21 protein-coding genes are annotated in these 22,224 nt (G+C 32.2%); 11 read left to right on the top strand and 10 right to left on the bottom strand.

The window, feature by feature from the left end:
• Positions 1-8 precede the first annotated feature (8 nt).
• Positions 9-1,493 carry a hypothetical protein gene (locus tag HNP99_RS05625; protein WP_173852173.1) on the bottom strand — a complete coding sequence of 495 codons (1,485 nt, stop codon included), beginning with the start codon at positions 1,491-1,493 and terminating at the stop codon, positions 9-11.
• A 385-nt stretch (positions 1,494-1,878) separates the two neighbouring features.
• Complete coding sequence (locus HNP99_RS05620; protein ID WP_173852171.1) at positions 1,879-2,493, bottom strand: hypothetical protein; 615 nt, start codon at positions 2,491-2,493, stop codon at positions 1,879-1,881.
• A gap of 576 nt (positions 2,494-3,069) precedes the next feature.
• On the opposite strand from HNP99_RS05620, the gene porX reads away from it, so the two are divergent.
• From porX to HNP99_RS05595, 5 genes are all read left to right on the top strand, one after another.
• Entirely contained in the window at positions 3,070-4,623 is a 1,554-nt protein-coding gene (gene porX, locus HNP99_RS05615; protein ID WP_173852169.1) for a T9SS response regulator signal transducer PorX, read from the top strand.
• A gap of 269 nt (positions 4,624-4,892) precedes the next feature.
• Positions 4,893-5,300: a tRNA (adenosine(37)-N6)-threonylcarbamoyltransferase complex ATPase subunit type 1 TsaE gene (gene tsaE, locus HNP99_RS05610; RefSeq protein WP_173852167.1), complete on the top strand. Its 408-nt coding sequence runs from the start codon at positions 4,893-4,895 to the stop codon at positions 5,298-5,300.
• Positions 5,301-5,309: 9 nt separating this feature from the next.
• Complete coding sequence (locus HNP99_RS05605) at positions 5,310-5,783, top strand: GNAT family N-acetyltransferase (protein ID WP_173852165.1); 474 nt, start codon at positions 5,310-5,312, stop codon at positions 5,781-5,783.
• Positions 5,784-5,861: 78 nt separating this feature from the next.
• Positions 5,862-7,061 (top strand): alanine dehydrogenase, encoded by a 1,200-nt coding sequence (locus tag HNP99_RS05600; RefSeq protein WP_173852163.1) that lies wholly within the window; start codon positions 5,862-5,864, stop codon positions 7,059-7,061.
• A gap of 36 nt (positions 7,062-7,097) precedes the next feature.
• Entirely contained in the window at positions 7,098-7,472 is a 375-nt protein-coding gene (locus HNP99_RS05595; RefSeq protein WP_173852161.1) for a DUF4258 domain-containing protein, read from the top strand.
• A 153-nt stretch (positions 7,473-7,625) separates the two neighbouring features.
• On the opposite strand, the gene ung is transcribed toward HNP99_RS05595, so the two are convergent.
• Positions 7,626-8,297, bottom strand: coding sequence for a uracil-DNA glycosylase (gene ung, locus HNP99_RS05590; protein WP_173852159.1), 672 nt, complete (start codon positions 8,295-8,297; stop codon positions 7,626-7,628).
• 199 nt (positions 8,298-8,496) lie between these two features.
• Here ung and HNP99_RS05585 point away from each other — a divergent pair, with 199 nt between their 5' ends.
• Together HNP99_RS05585 and HNP99_RS05580 are read left to right on the top strand one after the other, a co-directional pair.
• Positions 8,497-9,318 carry a DUF3822 family protein gene (locus HNP99_RS05585; protein WP_173852157.1) on the top strand — a complete coding sequence of 274 codons (822 nt, stop codon included), beginning with the start codon at positions 8,497-8,499 and terminating at the stop codon, positions 9,316-9,318.
• Positions 9,315-9,908, top strand: coding sequence for an RsmD family RNA methyltransferase (locus HNP99_RS05580; protein WP_173852154.1), 594 nt, complete (start codon positions 9,315-9,317; stop codon positions 9,906-9,908). Before HNP99_RS05585 ends, HNP99_RS05580 begins: the two co-directional genes overlap by 4 nt.
• 331 nt (positions 9,909-10,239) lie before the next feature.
• On the opposite strand, the gene HNP99_RS05575 is transcribed toward HNP99_RS05580, so the two are convergent.
• From HNP99_RS05575 to HNP99_RS05565, 3 genes are all read right to left on the bottom strand, one after another.
• Complete coding sequence (locus tag HNP99_RS05575) at positions 10,240-11,607, bottom strand: NAD-dependent succinate-semialdehyde dehydrogenase (protein ID WP_173852152.1); 1,368 nt, start codon at positions 11,605-11,607, stop codon at positions 10,240-10,242.
• A 193-nt stretch (positions 11,608-11,800) separates the two neighbouring features.
• Complete coding sequence (locus HNP99_RS05570; protein ID WP_173852150.1) at positions 11,801-12,856, bottom strand: NAD(P)-dependent alcohol dehydrogenase; 1,056 nt, start codon at positions 12,854-12,856, stop codon at positions 11,801-11,803.
• Positions 12,857-12,912: 56 nt separating this feature from the next.
• On the bottom strand, positions 12,913-14,007 hold the full coding sequence (locus HNP99_RS05565; protein WP_173852148.1) for an alkene reductase: 1,095 nt from the start codon (positions 14,005-14,007) through the stop codon (positions 12,913-12,915).
• A gap of 748 nt (positions 14,008-14,755) precedes the next feature.
• Here HNP99_RS05565 and HNP99_RS05560 point away from each other — a divergent pair.
• Positions 14,756-15,187: an FKBP-type peptidyl-prolyl cis-trans isomerase gene (locus tag HNP99_RS05560; RefSeq protein ID WP_173852146.1), complete on the top strand. Its 432-nt coding sequence runs from the start codon at positions 14,756-14,758 to the stop codon at positions 15,185-15,187.
• 178 nt (positions 15,188-15,365) lie between these two features.
• On the opposite strand, the gene HNP99_RS05555 is transcribed toward HNP99_RS05560, so the two are convergent.
• From HNP99_RS05555 to HNP99_RS05540, 4 genes are all read right to left on the bottom strand, one after another.
• Positions 15,366-15,947, bottom strand: a complete 582-nt coding sequence (locus HNP99_RS05555) for a hypothetical protein (RefSeq protein ID WP_173852144.1) — start codon at positions 15,945-15,947, stop codon at positions 15,366-15,368.
• A gap of 64 nt (positions 15,948-16,011) precedes the next feature.
• Positions 16,012-16,614: a hypothetical protein gene (locus tag HNP99_RS05550; protein WP_173852142.1), complete on the bottom strand. Its 603-nt coding sequence runs from the start codon at positions 16,612-16,614 to the stop codon at positions 16,012-16,014.
• A 10-nt stretch (positions 16,615-16,624) separates the two neighbouring features.
• Entirely contained in the window at positions 16,625-17,479 is an 855-nt protein-coding gene (locus tag HNP99_RS05545; RefSeq protein WP_173852141.1) for a CPBP family intramembrane glutamic endopeptidase, read from the bottom strand.
• A 45-nt stretch (positions 17,480-17,524) separates the two neighbouring features.
• Positions 17,525-17,974: a GNAT family N-acetyltransferase gene (locus HNP99_RS05540; RefSeq protein ID WP_173852139.1), complete on the bottom strand. Its 450-nt coding sequence runs from the start codon at positions 17,972-17,974 to the stop codon at positions 17,525-17,527.
• Positions 17,975-18,678: 704 nt separating this feature from the next.
• Between HNP99_RS05540 and HNP99_RS05535 the strand changes: the two genes are divergently transcribed.
• Genes HNP99_RS05535 through HNP99_RS05525 form a run of 3 tightly spaced genes read left to right on the top strand, consistent with a single transcriptional unit; the run spans position 18,679 to position 22,205 of the window.
• A complete protein-coding gene (locus tag HNP99_RS05535; protein WP_173852137.1) occupies positions 18,679-19,572 on the top strand; it encodes a hypothetical protein in 894 nt (297 codons plus the stop codon).
• 46 nt (positions 19,573-19,618) lie between these two features.
• Positions 19,619-20,668: a substrate-binding domain-containing protein gene (locus tag HNP99_RS05530; RefSeq protein ID WP_173852135.1), complete on the top strand. Its 1,050-nt coding sequence runs from the start codon at positions 19,619-19,621 to the stop codon at positions 20,666-20,668.
• 19 nt (positions 20,669-20,687) lie between these two features.
• Complete coding sequence (locus HNP99_RS05525) at positions 20,688-22,205, top strand: sugar ABC transporter ATP-binding protein (RefSeq protein ID WP_173852133.1); 1,518 nt, start codon at positions 20,688-20,690, stop codon at positions 22,203-22,205.
• The last annotated feature ends 19 nt before the right edge of the window (positions 22,206-22,224 follow it).

The raw sequence follows: 22,224 nt of genomic DNA, 5'->3' as shown, positions 1-22,224 counted from the left end.
TCGATTATTTAATTACACGCTTTTGAAAGAATTATTAATAGTATTATACCACCGACCCAATAAAGCCAAGTTGGAATACCTTCATTATTATTTGAATTACTTGTTGTTGATGTTGTTGGTCTACTTGTGGTTGTTTGTGTTGTTGAAACTGTTTTCCAATAGCAGATATATTTGATTTGATTTTTTTGAGAATAATTCAATTTTCCAAGTATGAAATCAACCAAGGTTTTAAATTCTGTTATTTTGGTAAGTTTATCCGTATTTTTAATTTTTTCGATACTTCTATATGGTATAGTTTCTTTAATAAGTTCAACAACCTTATTCCAATCTAATGATTGTTCTATCATTTGATTTACTTTAGTCCAATTTATAGATTGGTTATAACCCATAGGCATTTCCAAAACCTCTTTAGTTATTTTTGCTTTATTCGTTTCGTACGCGGTTTTTACAGACTTTAAAATATCAATTGCTTGATTAAGTTCTCTGTCTTTCATTCCTTCAAGCGTACTGATGTTTTCTTTAGCTTTGCTTTTAGTTGCTTCATTTACCGCTACACTTTCAGCTAATTTGGCAAGTTTCATTGCTTCTTCTAGGTAATCATTACTTTTTTCAAGTTCCTGACTTTCATTAAAATAATCAATGGAACATTGTTGTAATTCTTTAGCAATATTGTCTGCTAACATTTTGTATTGTAGGTTGGTGTTTCCTACAATAGATTTTAAAAGTGTTAATTCGCTTTTGGTTTTACTGTATAAATCTGTTCCAAATTTATAAGCATTGCTTTTGTCCTTTGAACGTTTTTTAGAGCATTGTTCAATTTGAGTTTCAATTTTATGAATAGGCTCTTCCGTAAACTTTTTAGAAATGTACTTTTGTGTAATCCCATCGCAATTACTGAACAATTCCATTGTTTCAGCAGTTGAATATTTGCTTTTGAATTGCGTTAGCAATTCATCAATCAATATTTCAATTTGTTTATTTTTATCAATTGAAAAAGTTTCATCAGCAACCGTATGAACAAAGTCTTTAAAGTTCTCCGATACTATAAGTTTTATTTTGGCTGTAATTCCTTGTTTAATTTCTTCTTTGGAATTCTCCAATAAATAAAGCGTTCCAATATTGTTGAAAGCAGAAAAATTTTTAGATGTAACATCTTTTTCGTCCGTTAGTTTATCCCAAATCTCAATAGCTTTTTTCTTATTTCCACTTATTAAATGTTGAATTGCAGTATTGTCAACAGTATTCAAATTTGTAAACCAAAATAAAGAATGTACTACTTTATTCTGATTTTGTTCAATATCAGAAAAGGCTTTGTCAATGACTGAATTAGTTCTTTGTATTGAATTAAGAAAAGTAAAATCATATTCTGAAGTAATTTCTTTACCTACTTCACTAAATCTCTTGATTTTACTTTTTTGTTTTAAAATATCTTTTTCAGAGCTGTTGGAGAGAATTCCTGCAATTCTGTAGGGATTATTAAGTATTGATTTCATCTAATAAATTTTACGATTTCGCAAGTTGTTTTCGTTTTTTTAATTGTTATTTCAATTTCCCGTCATCGTGTTTGTTAAAGTGTGTCGGTGTTTTTGGTTAAAATCAAATGTGCTGCAAAGTATTGGCTTGTGTTTTTTTTTATATTTCTTTCTTATGCTTTTAGCAAGACGCATAACATCAGTCTGTGAATAAACTCAAATGTTGTAACTGAGAATCGTCGTATGAAATTTTTCTCCAACAGCTCCCAAATAATTTCTTGTTTTAACTTAGTTTTTTCACAGCCTGAAGTTTAGCGGCTAAAAGAAGATGGCAATTTAGAAGTACAAAGTTTCATTTAAATACTTATAACCGCCAACTTTATCTAGCCGCTGTTAGGAAACATTTTTAATGTCTAATAATAACTGAATCTTGATTTGAATTAAAAGAAAAATTTCCTTTAAATTCACAATTGACAAATTCTATAACAGCATCATTCCAAGTTTCAATTATAAAATCTAATTCACTGCTATTATAGAAAACACAATTGAAAAATATCAATTTTGAATGATGACTAACTTGCATAAACAATAATTCGGAACAAGGAAGTTTTTCTATTTCACAAATTTCAATTATTTCTTGATCTCTATGAGATTTTTCGTTTCTAAAAACTTGTTTCTCCGTACCGCTTACAAACTGAAATGCTTCCTTGATTATTCCTTTAATATTGATATTGGAAAATTGATATAATGAATTATCATCTCCTCCAAAAAAGAAAGAAGTTTTATTACACAAATTTCGTCCAGGTTCATTATGTTTTAATGGACAGAGCTCAATCAAATAATTTATTTCTTTTTCTTTAAGGTTAGTAACCCAAATAAGCTTCTTTTTAGGAAATCTCATTGCGTGAAAGTGTTCTACATCTTCATTTAGAGATAGAATTATTTGATTGTCTATTTCCTTTTCTAATTCCCAGGATTTTTCTCGGAAATTGTCATTGTTCATAATTTCAATTTGTATCATATTTAATTATAAAATATTTGCTAACTAACATAAATCTTCATATTACTATCCATTAAAAAAGGAACAATTCCTCCCTGTTTCCAATAAAAAACAAAAACCCATAATAAAAAGGAAAGTAGTCTTTCTTTTTACTATGGATTAAAATTGTCTTTTTCGTGGTTTTCAATTTTAGGATTTATTATGTTAATGATTTGTTTTTATTTTTTGATAGCCAAATGTAAAATAAAGAATTGTGGTTGTTTTACGGTTTCCCGTAATTAGAGAATTTAATTGTGAAAAAGTTTGAATATTTCATTCTCATCTTTATAAATCGAGTCGCGCGTGAGGGACGACAACAAAAAGCCCATAGCACCGCTTTTTTTCGGGGCGCGGACTTGTAGTGAACTGCCCGACATGATCCAATAATTATCGGGGTTTCTAAGGGCACGCCAAAAAATAATTACAACTTATGTGCTGCCAAGGGAAATAATATGCCCTAGACTGTGTTATACTATTAAATTTTATAATAATATTAATATCCAAGCGCCTTAAAAAAATGTAATTTGGCACATTGATACTAAATTTTAGACTAGATATATGGACAAAATAAAAATATTATGGGTTGATGATGAGATTGATTATCTAAAGCCCCACATACTGTTTCTGGAGAAAAAAAACTACGCTGTAACTACTTGTAATAACGGTCGCGACGCTATTGATATTTTTGAAAAAGAGAATTTTGATGTTGTTTTTCTAGACGAGAACATGCCGGGAATGAGTGGACTAGAAACCCTATCAGAAATGAAGGAAAAAAAGAGTGCTATTCCCATGATTATGATCACTAAAAGTGAGGAAGAGTACATCATGGAAGAAGCAATAGGTTCTAAAATTGCTGATTACTTGATTAAACCGGTGAATCCCAACCAGATTTTATTGAGTTTGAAGAAAAACTTGGATCACTCACGCTTAATTTCGCAAAAAACGACCTTAGATTACCAAAAAGAATTCAGAAAAATCACCATGGAAATGGCGATGGTCAATACCTATGAAGATTGGGTAGAATTGTATAAAAAACTAATTTTCTGGGAGCTGCAACTGGAGGACATTAACGATCAAGGCATGATTGAGATTCTAGAATCTCAAAAGGCGGAAGCCAACTCAATGTTTGGAAAATTTATTGAGCGCAATTATGAGGATTGGTTTTTACCAAAGGCTGATAAACCCATCCAATCTCATGAATTGTTTAGAGAATTAGTGGTTCCTGAAATTGTAAAGAAAGACAAACCGGTACTTTTTATAGTAATTGATAATTTACGCTATGATCAATGGAAAACTTTTGAGAGTGTTGTAGCTGATTATTACAAATTAGAAAAAGAGGTGCCTTATTACGCTATTTTACCTACAGCAACACAATATGCGCGTAATGCTATTTTCTCTGGATTGTTACCGGTAGAAATGGAAAAACAGTTTCCGCAGTACTGGAAAAATGATCCTGAGGAAGGTGGGAAAAACTTGTATGAAGCTGAGTTTCTTACAGCGCAATTAAAACGCTTGGGCTTGAACATTAAAGAGGATTATTTTAAAATCACTAATCTTTCCTCAGGGAAAAAACTAGTAGAGAATTTTAAAGGCCTTAAAGACAATGATCTTGTGACTATTGTATACAATTTTGTTGATATGTTGTCCCATGCTAAAACCGAAATGGATGTAGTGAAAGAATTGGCCTCTGATGATAAAGCGTACCGCTCTCTTACTTTGAGTTGGTTTAAAAATTCGCCTTTGTTAGAGATTATTCAGCAAGCGCAAAAACTAGGTTTTAAAATGGTCCTAACCACAGACCACGGAACCATCAATGTTAAAAATCCATCCAAGGTTGTAGGGGACAAAAACACAAGTTTGAACCTGCGTTATAAAACAGGACGTAGCTTGACCTACGAGTACAAAGATGTATATGCGGTAAAAGATCCTAAAAAAATAGGTTTGCCTTCTATTAATATGAGTAGTTCTTATATTTTTGCTAAAAATGATTTGTTCTTGGCGTATGTCAACAACTACAATCATTATGTGAGTTATTATAAAAACACGTACCAACATGGCGGAATTTCCCTAGAGGAGATGATTATACCTTGCTTGGTGTTTAACCCAAAGTAATACCAATACGTTTCATAAAACAGTCTATTTATAGTTCGAGTGCAGTCGTGAAAAATATTGAATTTCTACTGCGCTCGATTTAAATGAAATAGATTGAATTATAGTGTACTGGTTTTAGGCATACATTAAAAACAGTTTCTATCTTAATCTTTGTGTTTAATTAGCAAAAGTTATCCATAAATTTGCGTTGTAAAAACATTGCTATCGATTTGCAAATTTAAGATAGTTAAATGCGGTACGGTTGACAATTTAAAATTAATATTTAGCAAATGGAATTTATATTTTCATTAGAAGACATTGCCTCAGTGGCCGAAATTGTAGTTGCAGAGAACCCACATAAAGTGATTTTATTTCATGGAGAAATGGGTGCTGGAAAAACTACTTTTATCAAACAATTGTCTAAAACACTTGGAGTAACGGAGGCTACTAGCAGCCCAACCTTTTCTTTAGTTAACGAATACCAAACCACTACTAATCAAACGGTTTACCATTTTGATTTTTATAGATTAAAAAATGAGCATGAAGCATTAGACATGGGTGCCGATGATTATTTTTATTCGGGTAATTGGTGTTTTATAGAATGGGCTGAGAATGTGGCTAGTTTAATACCAGAGGAACACAGCGTCATTAAAATTGAGGTTTTGCCTGACGGAAAACGATTGTTACATTTAAGCTAATTCATCACTATGAATCCAGATCATACTGTAGTTATAATTCCGTTTACTACCAACTTAAGAGAGCACATCAAAACCTTAAATTTAGAGTGGCTTGAACGTTATTTTGAAGTAGAGCCTAAGGATGTGTTAATGCTTTCTAACCCACAAGAAGAGATTATTGATCAAGGCGGACACATATTTTACGCGCAGTACAACAACCAAATTGTAGGTACGGTCTCTTTATTAAAAATCAATGAAACCGAATATGAATTGAGCAAAATGGCCGTTACTGATGGCGTTCAAGGTTTAGGTATAGGTAATAAATTAGTACAACACAGCATTCAAGTTGCTCAGGAACAGCATTTAAAAAAGCTAATTTTATACTCGAATAGGAAACTCACTCCCGCCCTGCATTTGTATAAAAAGCACGGTTTTATAGAGGTAACACTAGAAACCACTGATTATGAACGCGCAGATATCAAAATGGAATTACTCTTAAAGTAGTTTCTTTATTGATTTGTACTAGCTAAAGTCGGTTTTTTAAACTTTTTACGTATTTTTACTCTAAAATTAGTAGCCAAAATGTCAATATCATTATCCCCCTTTACAAAAGAACAGTTATTACCTCAGGAAGAAAAGCTTGAAGTAGCACGTCACAAAAGCGAACTTTTTATTGGAATTCCTAATGAAACTAGTTACCAAGAGCGCCGCATTTGCCTAACTCCTGATGCTGTAAATTCCTTGACTTATCATGGTCATAGGGTAATGATTGAAGCAGGCGCTGGACTCAATTCTAGTTATACTGATAAAGAATATAGTGACGCTGGCGCAGAAGTAACTAATGATACTAAAAAAGTATTTGGCTGTCCTATGATTTTAAAAGTAGGAACTCCTACACTAGCCGAGATTGAAATGATGAACAATCAAACGATTTTAATCTCTTCAATCCAACTAAAAACAAAAAACAAAAGCTATTTTGAAGCACTAAGCAAGAAAAAAATCACTGCGCTAGCCTTTGAATATATTAAGGATCAAGATGGTTCTTACCCAGTAGTGCGCTCCTCAAGTGAAATTGCAGGAACGGCATCGGTACTTATTGCAGCCGAATTAATGATTACAAACGAATTTGGAAAAGGATTGCTATTTGGTAATATTACCGGCGTCCCTCCTACTGATGTAGTTATTCTAGGCGCTGGAACAGTAGGTGAGTTTGCTGCAAAAACAGCCCTTGGGCTGGGAGCAACAGTAAAAGTATTTGATAATTCAATTACCAAACTACGCCGTTTACAAAACAGTTTAAACCAAAGGATTTTTACGTCAACCATACAATCTAAGGCCTTATTAAAAGCCTTGCGTCGTTGTGATGTAGCTATTGGCGGTATGCGCGGTGTAGATCGTTGTCCTGTTATTGTTACTGAGACCATGGTAGAACACATGAAACGCGGAGCAGTAATTGTTGATGTAAGTATTGATACAGGAGGTTGTTTTGAAACTTCAGAAGTGACAACACACGAGAAACCTACATTTATAAAAAGTAACGTAGTGCATTACTGCGTACCTAATATCCCGTCACGATATTCTAAAACGGCCTCCCTTTCGATCAGCAATATCATCAGTCCGTTTATTATGAAAATTGCCGAAGATGGCGGTATAGAGAGCGCCATACGTTGTGACAAAGGCTTGAAACACGGCGTCTATTTATACCACGGAATCCTGACCAATAAGGCGATTGGCGATTGGTTTGATTTACCCAATAACGACATCAATTTAATTGTATTTTAAAGAATCTTTCGTTTACCTTTGCCAAAAAAATAATTCATGAAGTTTGCACATCGTTTTGCCTACTATTTAGTGGGATTAGTTATAGGTCTTTTTTTTGTTGCTCTTGTATTCACTGGTAAGGATACCCGTTGCAACTATTTTCCTAACGCGCGCGTCTTAAATGACATTAGAAACAAACCTTTTAATTATTCTGAAAAAGCATCTCAGGTGCTTGCAGAACCTTGGATAGATACCATTGACATTAAAAATACATTACAATACGGCGATGTAGATTTTGACAAAAGCAACACTGAGTTCAGAAAAGCTAAAGTGTATGTTATTGAGGGAAAAACAATGAAAAATATTCCTATCACCTTAAAAATCAGCAACGGAGAAAACAAAGCTACTCTAGAAGAAATCATAAAAAACTAGTACGTCTCTCTTTTGGGCGTGCCACCACAAATAAAAGGAGCTAATTACTATTGCGTTAATTAGCTCCTTTTTTTTGCGCTGTCGGGTCATACGCGCTACTTCGGTAGCTTACTCCTAACCCTCACGCAAAACACTGCACTTATTATGAGTTTTTTACATCCACTTTATTGCTTGCTTTCCTGTACTTTTTAAATAGGTATTGGTTTGGCTAAAATGTTTGTTCCCAAACCACTTACCTTGATTTGCACTCATGGGTGATGGATGACCTGATTCTAAAACTATATGCTTGCTACGGTCAATTTTACTTCCTTTTTTATGTGCAAAAGCACCCCAGAGTAAAAATACAATTCCCTCTTTTTCATCTGATAGTTTCTGGATAACAGCATCTGTAAACAAGCTCCATTTCAAGTGTTTGTGACTGTTTGCACTGTCTTTCCTTACTGTTAAACCTGCATTAAGTAACAAAACGCCTTGCTGCGCCCAAGCTTCTAAATTTCCTGATGTGGGCATAAAAATACTTTCTAAATCCTCACACAACTCTCTATTAATATTGCGTAACGATGGCGGAATGCGTACACCATCATTCACAGAAAAGCTGAGTCCGTTTGCCTCTCCCTCTCCATGATACGGGTCCTGCCCTATAATTACCACTTTTACATTATCAGGTTTGCATTGATTAAATGCAGCAAAAATCAACTCCTTTGGAGGAAAACAAGTCCCGCTAGCATATTCTTTATCAACTTCTTGTAGTAAGTTGCTAAAATAAGGTTTGCTAATTTCATCTGATAAAAAAGACTGCCATTCTGGATTCAAATTGATTTGCATAGTGATTAATTTACAGTACAAAGATACATTTATCAATTAAAAACAAGCTTTAAATAAAACGAAGTATGCTATAAAAAACACTTCCTTTTCTGTCCAATTGAACGAATGATAACGCTGTAAAAATAAAAAAAAATTGTAAGTTTGTCATCTCATTTAATCCCAGTAGCATTACCCATAAAAACGGATTACAAACTAATTTATGTCAACAACTTCTATTAATATCACCGAAAAGAAATATAAAAAACTATCCATTCAGGTTTCTCTGTCTGGACTTTCTTTTTGTTGTTTTGATACACTCAATGGTACCGTTAGTTCTTTTCACGAAGTACAATTTGACACCATCGATAAAGGCATAAAAATTGAGGACTTGTTTGCAAGTGCTTTTCGCGAGTATCCTCAATTAAATGACCAGTATGATGATGTATTAATTATTCACAGCAACAACCTGTCAACATTTGTTCCGGCTGCCTTGTTTGATGAGCAATACATTGCGAGTTACATGCAGTACAATACTAAAGTTTTTGAAAGTGATTTTTTCTCTTTTGACGAAATCAGCAATTATCAAATCAATGCCGTTTACATTCCGTACGTGAATATGAATAATTTTTTCATTGATAAATTTGGTGCTTTCGATTATAAACATGCTAATAGCATTTTAGTATCTAAACTTTTAGACCGTTCTAAAAACAATGACAGTAAGACCATGTATGTGCATTTCAATAAAAACCATTTTGAAATTACTGTCATCCAAAATCAAAAATTACTACTCTTCAACTCTTTTGAATACCAAACCGTTGAAGACTTTATTTACTATATTTTATTCACCGCAGAACAACTGAATCTAAATCCCGAAAATTTTCCGCTTGAATTAATGGGAGACATTAATGAAGAGAGTGAATTTTATAAAATAGCATACAAATACATTCGTAATGTCAATCTAGTTGATGTAGAAGCATTGCGATGGAATAATTATTTTTCGGAGGCCGAAAACAGGAAAAATTATATACTTTTCAACTCATGAGAATCATTTCAGGAAAATACAAAGGAAGGCGCATTTCTCCACCAAAGGGATTGCCGGTACGTCCTACGACAGACATGTCTAAAGAGGCATTATTTAATGTTATAAATAATCACTTTAATTTTGAAGGATTAAAAATTCTCGACTTATTTGCTGGAACAGGAAACATTAGTTATGAGTTTGCTTCTAGAGGAAGTTCACCTATAACTGCTGTAGATGGTGATTTTGGTTGTGTGAAATTCATCAAGCAAACAGCGAGTGAATATGACTTTAATATTGCAGCCACTAAGAGTGACGTTTTTAAGTTTTTAGAAAAAAATAAAGCTTCGTTTGATATTGTTTTTGCCGATCCTCCTTACGCTTTAGATCAAGCTACTTTTGAGAGAATTGTTTTGTTGATTTTCGAAAAAAACACTTTAAATGAAGACGGAATGATGGTAATCGAGCATTCTAAATACACCAAGCTAGACCACATGATTCATTTTTCGTTCAAGAAAAGTTATGGCGGTTCCATATTCAGTTTCTTTGAATTGCCTTCTAAAAATGAAGAATTAGACCCTGAATTGTTTGAAAACGACGACGAAGACGAATAAATAATAATAGTTACAAAAACAAGAAAGCCTTAGTTAAACACTAAGGCTTTCTTGTTTTATTTACTAAAACTACATACTTTAAAATATTAAAAATCAACTTTAACTAAAGCAATACAGCTCTTTTAAATCCAAGTAGTTGCGTGAGGGATAGTAGTGTAAATCCTTTTTATTTTTTCTTTAAAAATAAAAAGATTGCAACGTATAGCCCGACATTAACCAGAACGATAGTGGCGGTTTATGTCACGCCCAATAAATTATTTTATTTTCAGTATTCCCACTTGCTTTTTTTAAATTTATGAATACAGCTTTGAGCAACACTTTTAAAAACAAATTAATCTATCCAAATGGTTTTAGTATTCACAAATTCCTGGATTCCGTAGGCAGCTAACTCTCTACCGTAACCGCTATTTTTTACTCCACCAAACGGCAAACGAGGATCAGAAACTACTAGTTTATTTACAAAACTACTTCCAGCTTCGAGTTGCAAAGCAATTTTTTCACCACGTTCATTATTTGTTGTTAAAACTCCAGAGCCCAAACCATATTGGGAATTATTGGCCAATGCAACAGCATCAGCATCATCTTTAGCACGAATCACAGAAGCCACAGGACCAAACAATTCATTATCAAAACCTTCCATTCCTGGTTTTAAATCGGCTAAGATAGTGGCTGGATAATAAGCACCTTTTCTATTTGGAATCTCACCTCCTAGTACTAATTTACCGCCTTGCGCTACCGTTTTTAAAACTTGCTCGTGCAATTCATCACGCAAATCTGCACGTGCCATTGGACCATAATAAGATGCTTCATCAGTGGGCTCGCCCATTATTGCCGCTTTCATTTTTTGAGAATACAAAGCTAAGAATTCGTCATAAATTGCATCTAGAACCACAAAACGCTTGGCTGCAATACAAGTTTGTCCGTTGTTTTGCAAACGCCCTAAAGTGGCTAGATCAGTAGCTCGATCTAAGTTAGCGTCATCAAGAACAATATACGCATCGCTTCCACCCAATTCCATTACAGTTTTCTTTAAATTCTGCCCCGCAATTGAAGCCACAGAACGACCTGCAGGATCACTTCCTGTTAAAGTTACAGCAATAATATTTTTATCTTCAATAATATCCTTAACGTGTTTTGAGTCTACATTTAAATTGCTAAAAGCCCCAACTGGAAAACCTGCTTTAATAAAGGCTTCCTCTAGCGCTAAGGCACAACCTTGCACATTAGAAGCATGTTTTAAAACGCCTGTATTTCCTGCCATCAATGCAGGAACAGCAAACCGAATGACTTGATAAAAAGGAAAATTCCACGGCATTACTGCTAAGATTACTCCAATAGGTTGAAAAGTAACGTAACTTTTAGTCGCTTCTGTTTTTACCATTTTATCAGCTAATAATTCTTTAGTTTTATCAGCATAATACCTGCATATCAAAGCACATTTTTCAATTTCTTTACGCGACTGACCAATTACTTTTCCCATTTCTCGCGTGGCGAGTTGCGCGTATTCTTCTTTATTCTCGTCAAGAATAGCTGCTAACTTGTGCATTAAAACTGCACGCTCCTCATAGGTTTTCAGTTTCCAATTTGTGTAAGCGGTGTTAGAAACTGCTATTTTATCTTTTGCTTCTGCTGTTGTTAGTCTTTTGTATTTTGCTATTTCTTCTCCCGTTGCCGGATTTATTATGATTGAGTGTTCCATTTTGGTTTATTTTTATATCTGATAAATTTAAAAAATCACCAGCGAATAAAAGCATCGGCAATGATAATTAATTCCTAATTTTTAGTAGTAACACATAAAAAATATAATAGCTTAGCAAATTGGTCTAAATAAAAAAAACAGCATCTAAATTTACTTTAGATGCTGTTTTACTATCGTTAAATAAAATTATATATTATTTAAGTGATTTCATATCAATTACAAATCGGTATTTTACATCATTACTTGTAACACGATCATAAGCTTTATTAATGTCTTGAATGTTGATTAATTCAATATCACTCGTAATATTATGTTTTCCACAGAAATCTAACATTTCTTGTGTTTCTTTTATACCACCAATTAATGAACCAGCGATACGCTTACGTCCCATAATAAGATTTCCTCCATTGAATGGTTTTAATGGCTCTACTGCTCCAACTAAAACCATTGTTGCGTCAATTTTAAGTAAACCTATATAAGGATCCATCTCATGACCTACAGGAATGGTATTCAAGATGAAGTCGAAGCTGTTTTGGTGTTTTTTCATTTCTTCAGCATCTTTAGATACTAAAACTTCGTGAGCTCCTAAACGTTTCGCATCTTTTCCTTTTTCTGGAGATGTAGTAATCATTACTACATGCGCACCTAAAGCATGAGCAAATTTAACTCCCATATGACCTAAACCTCCTAGACCTACAATACCTACTTTATCTCCTGCTTTTACTTTCCAGTGACTTAATGGAGACCAAGTTGTTACTCCAGCACATAAAAGTGGTGCAGCTGCAGCTTCGTCTAGATTTTCAGGTATGCGCAAAACAAATTTTTCATCAACAACTACTGAAGTCGAGTATCCTCCGTAAGTTTCTTTACCTTCAATATGTTTGTCAGGACTGTTATAAGTAAATGTTGCTCCTTCCTCACAAAATTGCTCTAAGTCTTTCTGACAAGAAGAACATGTTTGACAAGAGTCAACTAAACAACCTACTCCAACTAAATCTCCTACTTTATAGCTACTAACTCCATCACCAACTTCTACAACACGACCTACAATTTCGTGTCCTGGAACTACTGGATATGTTGATCCGTGCCATTCGTTTCTAACAGTATGGATATCACTATGGCAAACTCCACAGTAAGTAATATCTATTTTGACATCATCTTTACCCACTGCTCTTCTTTCTATATTTAAAGGTTTTAATTCCTCTGTTGGTGTCGTTGCACCATAAGCTTTTACTGTAGTTGTAGCCATTTTATTTATTTAAATTTATATTTAATACTTTGTTGTAAGAACTTATTTAAAGTCTTTTAATTTGAAGCGGTTGGATAATCCGTGAAGCCTTTAGCTCCAGCGGTATAAAATGTATCTTGATCCCAAGCAGCTAATTCTAAGTTGTTTTCAAAACGTTCTACTAAATCAGGGTTTGAAATGTATAATTTACCGTAAGCTACTAAATCAGCATTTCCTTCTTCGATTACTTTATTTCCTTTTTCTTGATCAAAATTTGAATTAATCATTAGTGTTCCGTTGTATAAAGGACGGAAATGTTTAGCAATTTCTTTTACTGCAAATGGTATTTTAGAAACATCAGTAAAAGGCTCTGATAAATGTACGTAAGCTAAGTTGTAATCATTTAATTTTTTGATGATGTACTCAAATGTTGGAATTGTTTCTTCATCCATAGTCATCCCAAACATACCGTCTAATGATGGATTAAAACGCGCTCCAATATTTTCTTGTGGCATCACTTCTTTAATAGCATCTAGAACTTCAAAAAAGAAACGACATCTGTTTTCAATACTTCCTCCATATTCATCTGTTCTTATGTTTGAGGTACCATTAAAAAATTGGTGAAATAAATACCCATTAGAAGAATGAATTTCTACTCCATCAAAACCAGCTTTTACTGCATTTGCAGCAGCATTTCTAAAATCATTTACGGTAGTTTTAATATCTTCAATCGTCATTGCTTTGGGTGTAACGGTATCTTTGAAACCCTCTGGAGTAAATGCCTTAGAATGTGGGTTTATTGCCGAAGATGATAATGGCAAAGCTCCATTATGAAAATCAGGATGAGACATACGTCCTACATGCCATAACTGAATATAAATTTTTCCGTCTTTATCATGCACTCTTTTGGTCACTTTTTTCCAACCTTCCACTTGCTCATCAGTATAAATACCAGGCGTATTGATATACCCTACAGCCGCAGTCGATACTTGAGAACCTTCGCTAATTATTAAACCTGCAGATGCACGTTGCTCATAATATAGTCCTTGCAATTCATCTGTAGGTACATGACCTTCATTGTTTGCTCTACTACGTGTCATAGGCGCCATGACTACTCTATTGCTTAAGGTAAGGTTCTTATTATATGATGTTAATAGCTGTTGCTTATTCATGTCTAGTTTGATTCATTGTTAATTATTACAAATTTACTGTAGTCTATAAGCAATATCATTGACCTAGATCAATTAGGATTTATTTAACTTAAATTAAAAGGTTGTGAATCTCTATATAAAACCAAAAGAACTAGTTAAACGTTGATCAATTTGCAATTTCTAAGATGAATATCATTTCATCATTTGAAAGAATTTTAGTTAATAAAAATCTTTCTTTGTATGTCTAAAATTAAATAAGTCATTATAGCCGTTTTTACTATGTTTGGTGTGTTTATTTTTACTTTTAAAAGTTGTTTTACTTATTTAGACACAAAAATATCATGACAATAAACCCCTAAACGTGTAAGATGAAAGTAAATATATGTATTTTTAAAAGGTTTACTATTATTCGAAATTTACTATTGCTATGAAAATAAGTTTTGATTGATTTTAGAAAAGATAGGTTTCACAAGTACTTAAGTAGTTTATTTGATTTCTTCCAAAATATATTTTTAATTAAAACAGTATCTAAAATTACTCTTACTGACATAATTTCCGATTATGTAAAGTCAACTCTTCTATTTGTAATAATTTTAGCTTAGAAAGCTAAAAAACCCCAAAATGTAAAAGAATCATTAAGTTTTGACTGTTTTTTGAATATTTCTTTTAAAAAAGGGGTTTTTGGCTTAGTTTTAGTGCTAAACAAGATAATTAAGTTTAAATAATAATCTTTTTACAAAAATTAAAGATTTTAAAATTAAAAAAAGTTATGACTCAAGTTAAAGAGAACAACACGGTTAAAGTACATTACACAGGAAAATTGGCAGACGGACAAGTATTTGATACATCTGAAGGTAAAGAGCCATTAGCTTTTACATTAGGAGAAGGACGTTTGATTCCTGGTTTTGAAAAGGGCCTAATTGATATGAAATTAAATGAGAAAAAAACGATAAACATTGCAAAAGATGATGCTTACGGAGATCCTCGTGAAGATTTGATTATCGAAGTACCAAGAAGCGAATTGCCTCAAGAAATGACTCCAGAAGTTGGAATGGGATTAGTTTCTAAAACTCCAGAAGGACAAGAAATGAACTTATTAGTGGTTGAGGTTAAGCCTGAATCTGTGGTTCTTGATGGAAATCACCCATTAGCTGGTAAGGATCTTATTTTTGATCTTGAAGTTGTTGAAATTACTGCGTAATTTACAGCATTATTAAAAAAAAGCCTGACAGATACTATTTTTGTCAGGCTTTTTTTATGGTATAGCTTTAATTAATCCTACTAATCCTTTTTTTTATCTAAATACAGTTTACTCATTATTTCATTTTAGGGATTCTGTTAATTTACGATTCCAAGTTTAAATATTCTCAACGATTGAATTAGTTCACAAACAGTGATTGAAAAACTTCTTCTTTTTTATTCTTAAAAAGCTCTTCGATACTTGCCATCCTATTTTTTTTAAATAAGATTCGCTTTTTACTAACTTTTCTAGTATTGGAATATCCATAAAATATACCGTCACTATTTTTTTCTAAGTAATCAAACTGATACTTTTGCTGAAAATAATCGTTTCCTTTTGCACTTTTGGAAACATAAAGTAAGACCGTTTCAAATTCTGCAAAACTAGGGCTTCCATAATGATCATACGCTACAAAATCAATAGTATCTAATTTAGGGTTATTGAAGACATTTTTAATTATTACATATTTACATCGGTATGCATGATCCATAATGTAAGACTTTTTGATTAATGTTTCTCCAGTTATTGAATCGTAATTTTTTTCTACTATTTGTGCTGCATTTGGATCAAATGCTTTGACAGCGATTTTTTTTCCGACAAAGGCAAATAAATTAACGGCTTTATCTTCAGTATAATAATTAGTCAGTTGCTTTGAAGTTGAACATCCAAAGAAGCTTAGGAAGATTAAAAAAATAGAATAATTTCTCAAAAAAATTGTCATAGTATATTTTATAAAGGCGATTTTAAGGTATCTAAATTATAACACTGATTATACCACACATCAATCAATCCTTTTCTTTGACTGTAGTGTATTGATTAAAGCCAGTGTAGGTTCGTGTTTCTTGGAGTAATCCTTTTTTGTAGTTTTCGATTTTTGAAATTTCTCCAGATTTTTTATTAAGGTATCTTATACTTTTTAATCGTTTTTTACTGTCAAAGTATTCTGTTTTTAAATTCCTCCCCTCTTCTTGATAATGTATGAATGCTAACTTTCCGTTGTTTTTATAGTTGTAATTTTTTGAATCGTAAAAATTACCTTGTTTATTTTGTTGCCCTTCGTAACGCTGTTCTATAGTATATTTTCCAGCTTTTATTAGCTGTTTTTCATCATTGTAAATAAAATAATATGCGCCTTCAATGGGATTAAGCAACTGATATTGTTTTACTAGTTGAGGTTTAGAACAAGGACGGTGAATGAAGATTACTTCTTGTTTAAAAACTGTAGTATCATTTTGTGAAACCCACAGTGTATCGATCTCTAGGATATGTTTTTTGTATTTTACTTTTGAAATACTATGCTGTTCTGTTCCAGCTGCCACTTTTTCTTGGGAAAAATAAGAATGGGATGCGCTAAAAAGTAAAATAAAACTGAAGATTACTATTTTCATGAATTGTTCTTTAAACTATAGCTACTGTTTTTGGTACATTTCTTTTTCTAAAATATATTTCAATTCCTATTATTGCTATAAATTGGAAAACAACTGCTAAAATAGAACCTTCAAACCCAAAATCGCCGCCGTTGATTCTGTTTTTATCATTTAGGGAAAATTCGACTAATGAATACATGGTTAAACCGCTTACTTTAAAACCATACCAGCTTTGAAATAGATTCCAACTCAGGTGTAACGAAATAGGAAACCATAAATTTTTAGTATGAATATAAGACAATCCAAGGAGTATTCCTGCCAAGAAAATATTTACTAATGCAAATAAATCAATGTTAGGATTAAAGGCATGCATTAAAGAGAATACAACTGACGAAACTAATAATGCGAGGTATTTATTGAAGGAGGTCATTAGGTTCTTTAAGATGTAACCTCTTAATAATGTTTCTTCGGTTATTGCTACAAATGTGAATAGTAAAATAGAAAATAGGATTTCTTTTAGATCGAAATTGACTCTAATAAAAGTAATTTGGCCGCTAAACTTTAATATTAAAAACCCAAAAGACATTATGGCAAAGCCAACTAAAAGCCCTAATTTGATGTCCTTAAGCTTGTTTTTTATTTGAAAACCTAACTTTATGAACTTATCTTTATCAAGATATTGCATAAAAAGCGCAATAACTAATAGAGTTCCCATACAACTAAAGAGCGACACAATTACTTTTTGAAAAGATGTTTTATCATAATTGAATTCATCAATATTAAATCCAGCAATTATGGCCCCAATATATTGAAAAATTCCTACTATCATAAAGTAGGGAATAATTATTAGTAACATTCTTTGCCATCCAGTATGTTTGTTTTGCATTTGTTATATTCGGTTTTTGGTTGATTTTATTTGTTTGTAGTTTGTTTATGAGTGCATTCTATTCTTCATTTGCATTAGGTAAAGATCAAAACCTTTTGCCCAAAAATCTTTTTCGACTTTTATTAAATTAAATCCCATTTTTTCATAAAATCCATAAACAAGCTGTGTGGTTCTTACTACAATCAATTCCACATTTGGGTTATTATTCAAATGGCTGAATCGGAAATGCGTTAGTTTTTTTCCTATTCCCATTCCTTGTGCTTCTGGAGCTATTAAGTCCCACGAAATTCGGGCAATTCTATCTTGTGGAAAATAGTTGATTCCGCCCGCTCCTATTATTTTTTCGTTTTCTTCATAAACAAAATAATCTTCTACTTCCTTTTCTAAATAATTTTCTAAGTCACTTACCTCTGCTGGATCAAAGTAATCAGGAGTATTTTGCTGTAACAATTTAATTACTTCTAATTTGTCTTTTTTGGAATATTTTCTAATCATTATATAAGTATCAAACGTATAAGACTAAGAGTTATAAAGTGATCTATTGCTTAAACAATAATCCCTGTATACTCAAGCACATTTCAAATATATAATTTATAACTGAATATTCTGATTAAAATCCAACGTTGCTAAATTACAAAAGCATTTACCGCTTTAAATCAAACCATAATCTTCTTATTATTGTTACTTGATTAGCCATAATAGGCAGTGAAAATTCATTAGATATTGAAAATCATTATTTTATGATGAACAATGCGCTAATATTAAAAAAACTAAAACTGTTACTAATTAACCTAACAAAGAACCTCAAGCGAAAATTTGCAATTTTTAAAAGGTTTCTAAACGAAAATTGCAATTCAAAAGTAAATTTTATCAATTTTAACTTACTAAAAAAACGATGTAGTTGTTGTTTTTTGTCTTATCTGAGTAAATAGTGTCGTTTTGAACTATTTGTAATTTAAAGCAACATTCTAGTAATTATTTTTAATATAATTCAATAAAGCGTTAAATAAACGTAATATAAATATGTAAAAATATACATGATTTAGTATTAATAATTTAACAAATAAGGCTTTAAAATAAAATAATCATTTTTTTTATTCCCTTTTGGTATTTATTATATTAAAAAATAATATACATTTGTTTTTATAAAACGTAAATAATACGTTTTATAAAATAAACCGAACCAAAAAATATTGATCATGAAATTATTAATCCTGAAATCAAAAAGCGCTACATATGTAGCGAGCCATTTTAAACCTAATGGCAAATTAATTTTCAAACTATTAACTGTTGGTTTTCTACTGTCGCATAGTGCAATACAAGCACAAGAAAAAAAAGAGGACACACAACAAGCAACTATTGTTGAGGATGATTACAAAGCATTCAATATAGGTTTGCATTTAAAGAACATGCATACATGGCATGGATTTGTAGTTACGCCCGCACCTATGCTAGCCACTAATTTAGAATACAATTCTAGAAATAAGAAATTCACTTTTGGACTTTGGGGTGGCGCTGGTTTTTCGGCAACTACAACAACAAATTATAATGGTGAACAAGTAAATGCGAGTTATAAAGAATTATCAATCTATACATCCTATCATATTACAGACAAATTCTTTGTTGAAGCAGTCTCTCACAACAATTATACTGGTGTTGAGGAAAGAGGTGATAAATTGCATTACTGGAGTTACGATAAAAAACAAGGATATAATTTTGTAGATTTAAACTTTGGATATCAAGTAACTAAAAAAACTTCATTGTATTTAGCAACAATATTAGCTGGTAGATCAGGAGATTACGAAGTGCAAACTGATGGATCGTTAAAAGATTCCTATACCCATTATTTTGAGGTAAAAAGTAAAGTATGGGAACAAGATAACAATAGTTTAAGCTTATTTGCTGGTGGTGCTTGGTCTTTTATCACTGACAAAACATTTTATACTGAAGGTAAAGGGAATATCATTAACGTAGGTGCTGTTTATGGCCGAAAAATAAAGGCAGCAAATTTTGAATTGCCTGTTGAAGTTACTGCAATGTGGAATCCTGAAAAACAAAAAGCAGTTTTACAAGTTGACTTAAGAATATTTTAATAGCATTTATATTTTAAATTTATTAACGATTAAAAAACAAATAACCATGAGAAATTTTTTAAAGAAATCAGTTAAACCATTTTTAGTAATGGCAATAGCCGTAAGTATGACTGGCTGTATTGACAAAAGTAATGATGCAAAAGCTACAGACAAAACAACTAGTGAAGGAATAACTAAAACTGAAAGTGCTAAAGATTTAAAAGGATTAAAAATAGGGTATTGTACACCTTCACTTGATGCTCCTTACTACCAAGCACTTTTAACAAGTATTAAAGAAAATACGGAAGTTAACGGAATGGAGTTTTTATCTGCTGATGGTCAAGGTGATATCAACAAACAAATTGCTGCTGTTGAAGATTTGATCACTAAAGGTGTTGATGCTTTATTGTTAAACCCAAAAGATCCTATGGCTTTAGTGGCTGTAACTAAAGTAGCTAAAGCGGCTAATATTCCAGTATTCATTATCGATAGCTCTATTGATCCATCGGCTGATTTTGTGACAACTATTCAATCAAATAACTTGGCTAACGGACAATTAGCTGGAGAATGGGTTGCTAAAAAGTTTGGTTCTAAAAAAATGAAAATTGCTTTATTGAGTGGAAATGCAGGAAACCCTGTTGGAGCAACTCGTAAACAAGGACTTTTACAAGGTATTACTGAAGAGCAATTACGAACTTTAGGATATATTGATCTAAATGTAGTTACTCAAATGTACACAGAATGGACTTACGCAGGTGGATTAAAAGCCATGGAAGATGTATTGGTTGCTCATCCGGATGTTAATGTAGTAATTACAGAATCTGATGTGTGTGTATTGGGTGCTATCAAAGCAATTGCTCAAGCAGGTAAAACTAAGGATATCTTAATTGTAGCTGGTGCAGATGGTCAAAAAGAAGCTATCAAATACATTATGGATACTGATTTTTACGGTTGTACAGCTATGAATAGCCCCGTTCAAATTGGAAAAAATGCTGTAGAAGCAGCAATTCAATATATTAATGGTAAAAGAGATTTTCCTAAAACTTCTTACACAGCGCCATTATTGATTACTAAAGAAAATGCAGCTCAGTATTACAATCCAAAAGCATTGTTTTAATATTATAAAACTAAATTAAATGGGAAATTCAGAAAGTGAATACCGACTTGAAATGACCGGAATAACCAAGAGTTTTGGTGTTGTTTCTGTACTTGAGGGTGTTGATTTAAAGGTGAAGCATGGAGAAATCCATGCTTTATTAGGCGAAAATGGCGCAGGAAAATCAACATTAGTTAAAATTCTTAGCGGCGTACATCAAAAAGACAGTGGTACAGTATTGCTTAATGGAAAAGAGATAAATCCTAAAAATACCCACTATGGTCAATTATTAGGTATTAGTGTTGTTTACCAAGAATTGTCTTTAGTAAACGATCTATCTGTTGCCGAAAATATTTATTTACACAAGTTAGGTGCAAGTAAATTTTGGATGAACTGGAAAAAAATTACTAAAGATGCACAAGAATTAATTGATTCTTTGGGTTTTGTAATTGATGCTTCAGCCAAAGTTAGAGATTTAAGCATTGTTCAAAAACAAGTAGTCGAAATTGCAAAAGCTTTATCAGAAGATACTAAAGTGTTGATTCTTGATGAACCTACCACCGTTTTTGATCCTAATGATGCTAAAAAATTATTTGATAATTTGATCCGACTTAAAAATGACGGCATGTCTATTATTTATATTTCCCATCATTTAGAAGAAATTTTTAAAATTGCAGATACCATTACAGTGCTTAAAGACGGTGTTGATACGGGTAGCATGGCTACTAAGGATATTGATAAAGATGGTGTTATTAGATTGATGATTGGTAGAGAATTAGAGGATTTATTCCCTACTCGAAATGTAGTCATAAGTGATGAACCCATTTTTGAAGTTCAAAATCTTACTGGAAGTGATAACTTCGTAAAAGACGTCTCTTTTTCAGTACGAGCGGGAGAAGTACTTGGTATAGCTGGTTTAGGAGGCAGTGGAAGAACCGAAATGGCAAAACTAATTTTTGGTGCCGATAAAAAGAAATCAGGTACACTTATTTTAAACGGAAAAGTAATTACTACAAAAACACCTGTTGATGCTGTAAAACACGAAATAGGATTTGTATCCGAAGATAGGAAAGAAGAAGGCGTGTTTTTGCCACTTTCTATAAGACGAAATATTAGTATTACTAGTTTTAAACCTATTTCTAGTAAGCTAGGTTTTATAAATAATGAAAAGGAGTTTAATAATGTTCTGGGCTTAATAGATAAACTAAATATAAAAACTCCAAGTTCTGAGATTGATGTTAAAAATTTATCTGGAGGTAATCAACAAAAAGTCGCTCTTGCAAAATGGTTGAGTATTGATAGCAAATTAATAATTATTGATGAACCTACAAGAGGAGTTGATGTTGGTGCCAAAGTAGAAATTTATAACCTTATAAACGAGGTAGCAAAAAAAGGAGTTGCGGTAATTGTAATTTCTTCTGATATGCCTGAAATTATGGGAATTGCTGACCGAATTCTAGTAATGCACAAAGGAAGCATTTTTGGCGAATTACCTAAAGATAAATTCTCTGAAGAAAATATATTAAGATATTCTATTGGCGAAGAATTAAAATATTAAATAACATTAAACATAAAAA

Origin of the sequence: Flavobacterium gelidicaeli, from assembly GCF_013294005.1 — a bacterium.
In the GTDB taxonomy this organism is placed as follows: domain Bacteria; phylum Bacteroidota; class Bacteroidia; order Flavobacteriales; family Flavobacteriaceae; genus Flavobacterium.
The sequence above is the reverse complement of the archived record's forward strand: the minus strand, read 5'-3'. Positions and strand labels throughout refer to the sequence as shown.

Bases quoted from the DNA above. Each gene is read 5' to 3' on its own strand.
- HNP99_RS05625 (WP_173852173.1), bottom strand. From the start codon at position 1,493: ATGAAATCAATACTTAATAATCCCTACAGAATTGCAGGAATTCTCTCC.
- HNP99_RS05620 (WP_173852171.1), bottom strand. From the start codon at position 2,493: ATGATACAAATTGAAATTATGAACAATGACAATTTCCGAGAAAAATCC.
- porX (WP_173852169.1), top strand. From the start codon at position 3,070: ATGGACAAAATAAAAATATTATGGGTTGATGATGAGATTGATTATCTA.
- tsaE (WP_173852167.1), top strand. From the start codon at position 4,893: ATGGAATTTATATTTTCATTAGAAGACATTGCCTCAGTGGCCGAAATT.
- HNP99_RS05605 (WP_173852165.1), top strand. From the start codon at position 5,310: ATGAATCCAGATCATACTGTAGTTATAATTCCGTTTACTACCAACTTA.
- HNP99_RS05600 (WP_173852163.1), top strand. From the start codon at position 5,862: ATGTCAATATCATTATCCCCCTTTACAAAAGAACAGTTATTACCTCAG.
- HNP99_RS05595 (WP_173852161.1), top strand. From the start codon at position 7,098: ATGAAGTTTGCACATCGTTTTGCCTACTATTTAGTGGGATTAGTTATA.
- ung (WP_173852159.1), bottom strand. From the start codon at position 8,297: ATGCAAATCAATTTGAATCCAGAATGGCAGTCTTTTTTATCAGATGAA.
- HNP99_RS05585 (WP_173852157.1), top strand. From the start codon at position 8,497: ATGTCAACAACTTCTATTAATATCACCGAAAAGAAATATAAAAAACTA.
- HNP99_RS05580 (WP_173852154.1), top strand. From the start codon at position 9,315: ATGAGAATCATTTCAGGAAAATACAAAGGAAGGCGCATTTCTCCACCA.
- HNP99_RS05575 (WP_173852152.1), bottom strand. From the start codon at position 11,607: ATGGAACACTCAATCATAATAAATCCGGCAACGGGAGAAGAAATAGCA.
- HNP99_RS05570 (WP_173852150.1), bottom strand. From the start codon at position 12,856: ATGGCTACAACTACAGTAAAAGCTTATGGTGCAACGACACCAACAGAG.
- HNP99_RS05565 (WP_173852148.1), bottom strand. From the start codon at position 14,007: ATGAATAAGCAACAGCTATTAACATCATATAATAAGAACCTTACCTTA.
- HNP99_RS05560 (WP_173852146.1), top strand. From the start codon at position 14,756: ATGACTCAAGTTAAAGAGAACAACACGGTTAAAGTACATTACACAGGA.
- HNP99_RS05555 (WP_173852144.1), bottom strand. From the start codon at position 15,947: ATGACAATTTTTTTGAGAAATTATTCTATTTTTTTAATCTTCCTAAGC.
- HNP99_RS05550 (WP_173852142.1), bottom strand. From the start codon at position 16,614: ATGAAAATAGTAATCTTCAGTTTTATTTTACTTTTTAGCGCATCCCAT.
- HNP99_RS05545 (WP_173852141.1), bottom strand. From the start codon at position 17,479: ATGCAAAACAAACATACTGGATGGCAAAGAATGTTACTAATAATTATT.
- HNP99_RS05540 (WP_173852139.1), bottom strand. From the start codon at position 17,974: ATGATTAGAAAATATTCCAAAAAAGACAAATTAGAAGTAATTAAATTG.
- HNP99_RS05535 (WP_173852137.1), top strand. From the start codon at position 18,679: ATGAAATTATTAATCCTGAAATCAAAAAGCGCTACATATGTAGCGAGC.
- HNP99_RS05530 (WP_173852135.1), top strand. From the start codon at position 19,619: ATGAGAAATTTTTTAAAGAAATCAGTTAAACCATTTTTAGTAATGGCA.
- HNP99_RS05525 (WP_173852133.1), top strand. From the start codon at position 20,688: ATGGGAAATTCAGAAAGTGAATACCGACTTGAAATGACCGGAATAACC.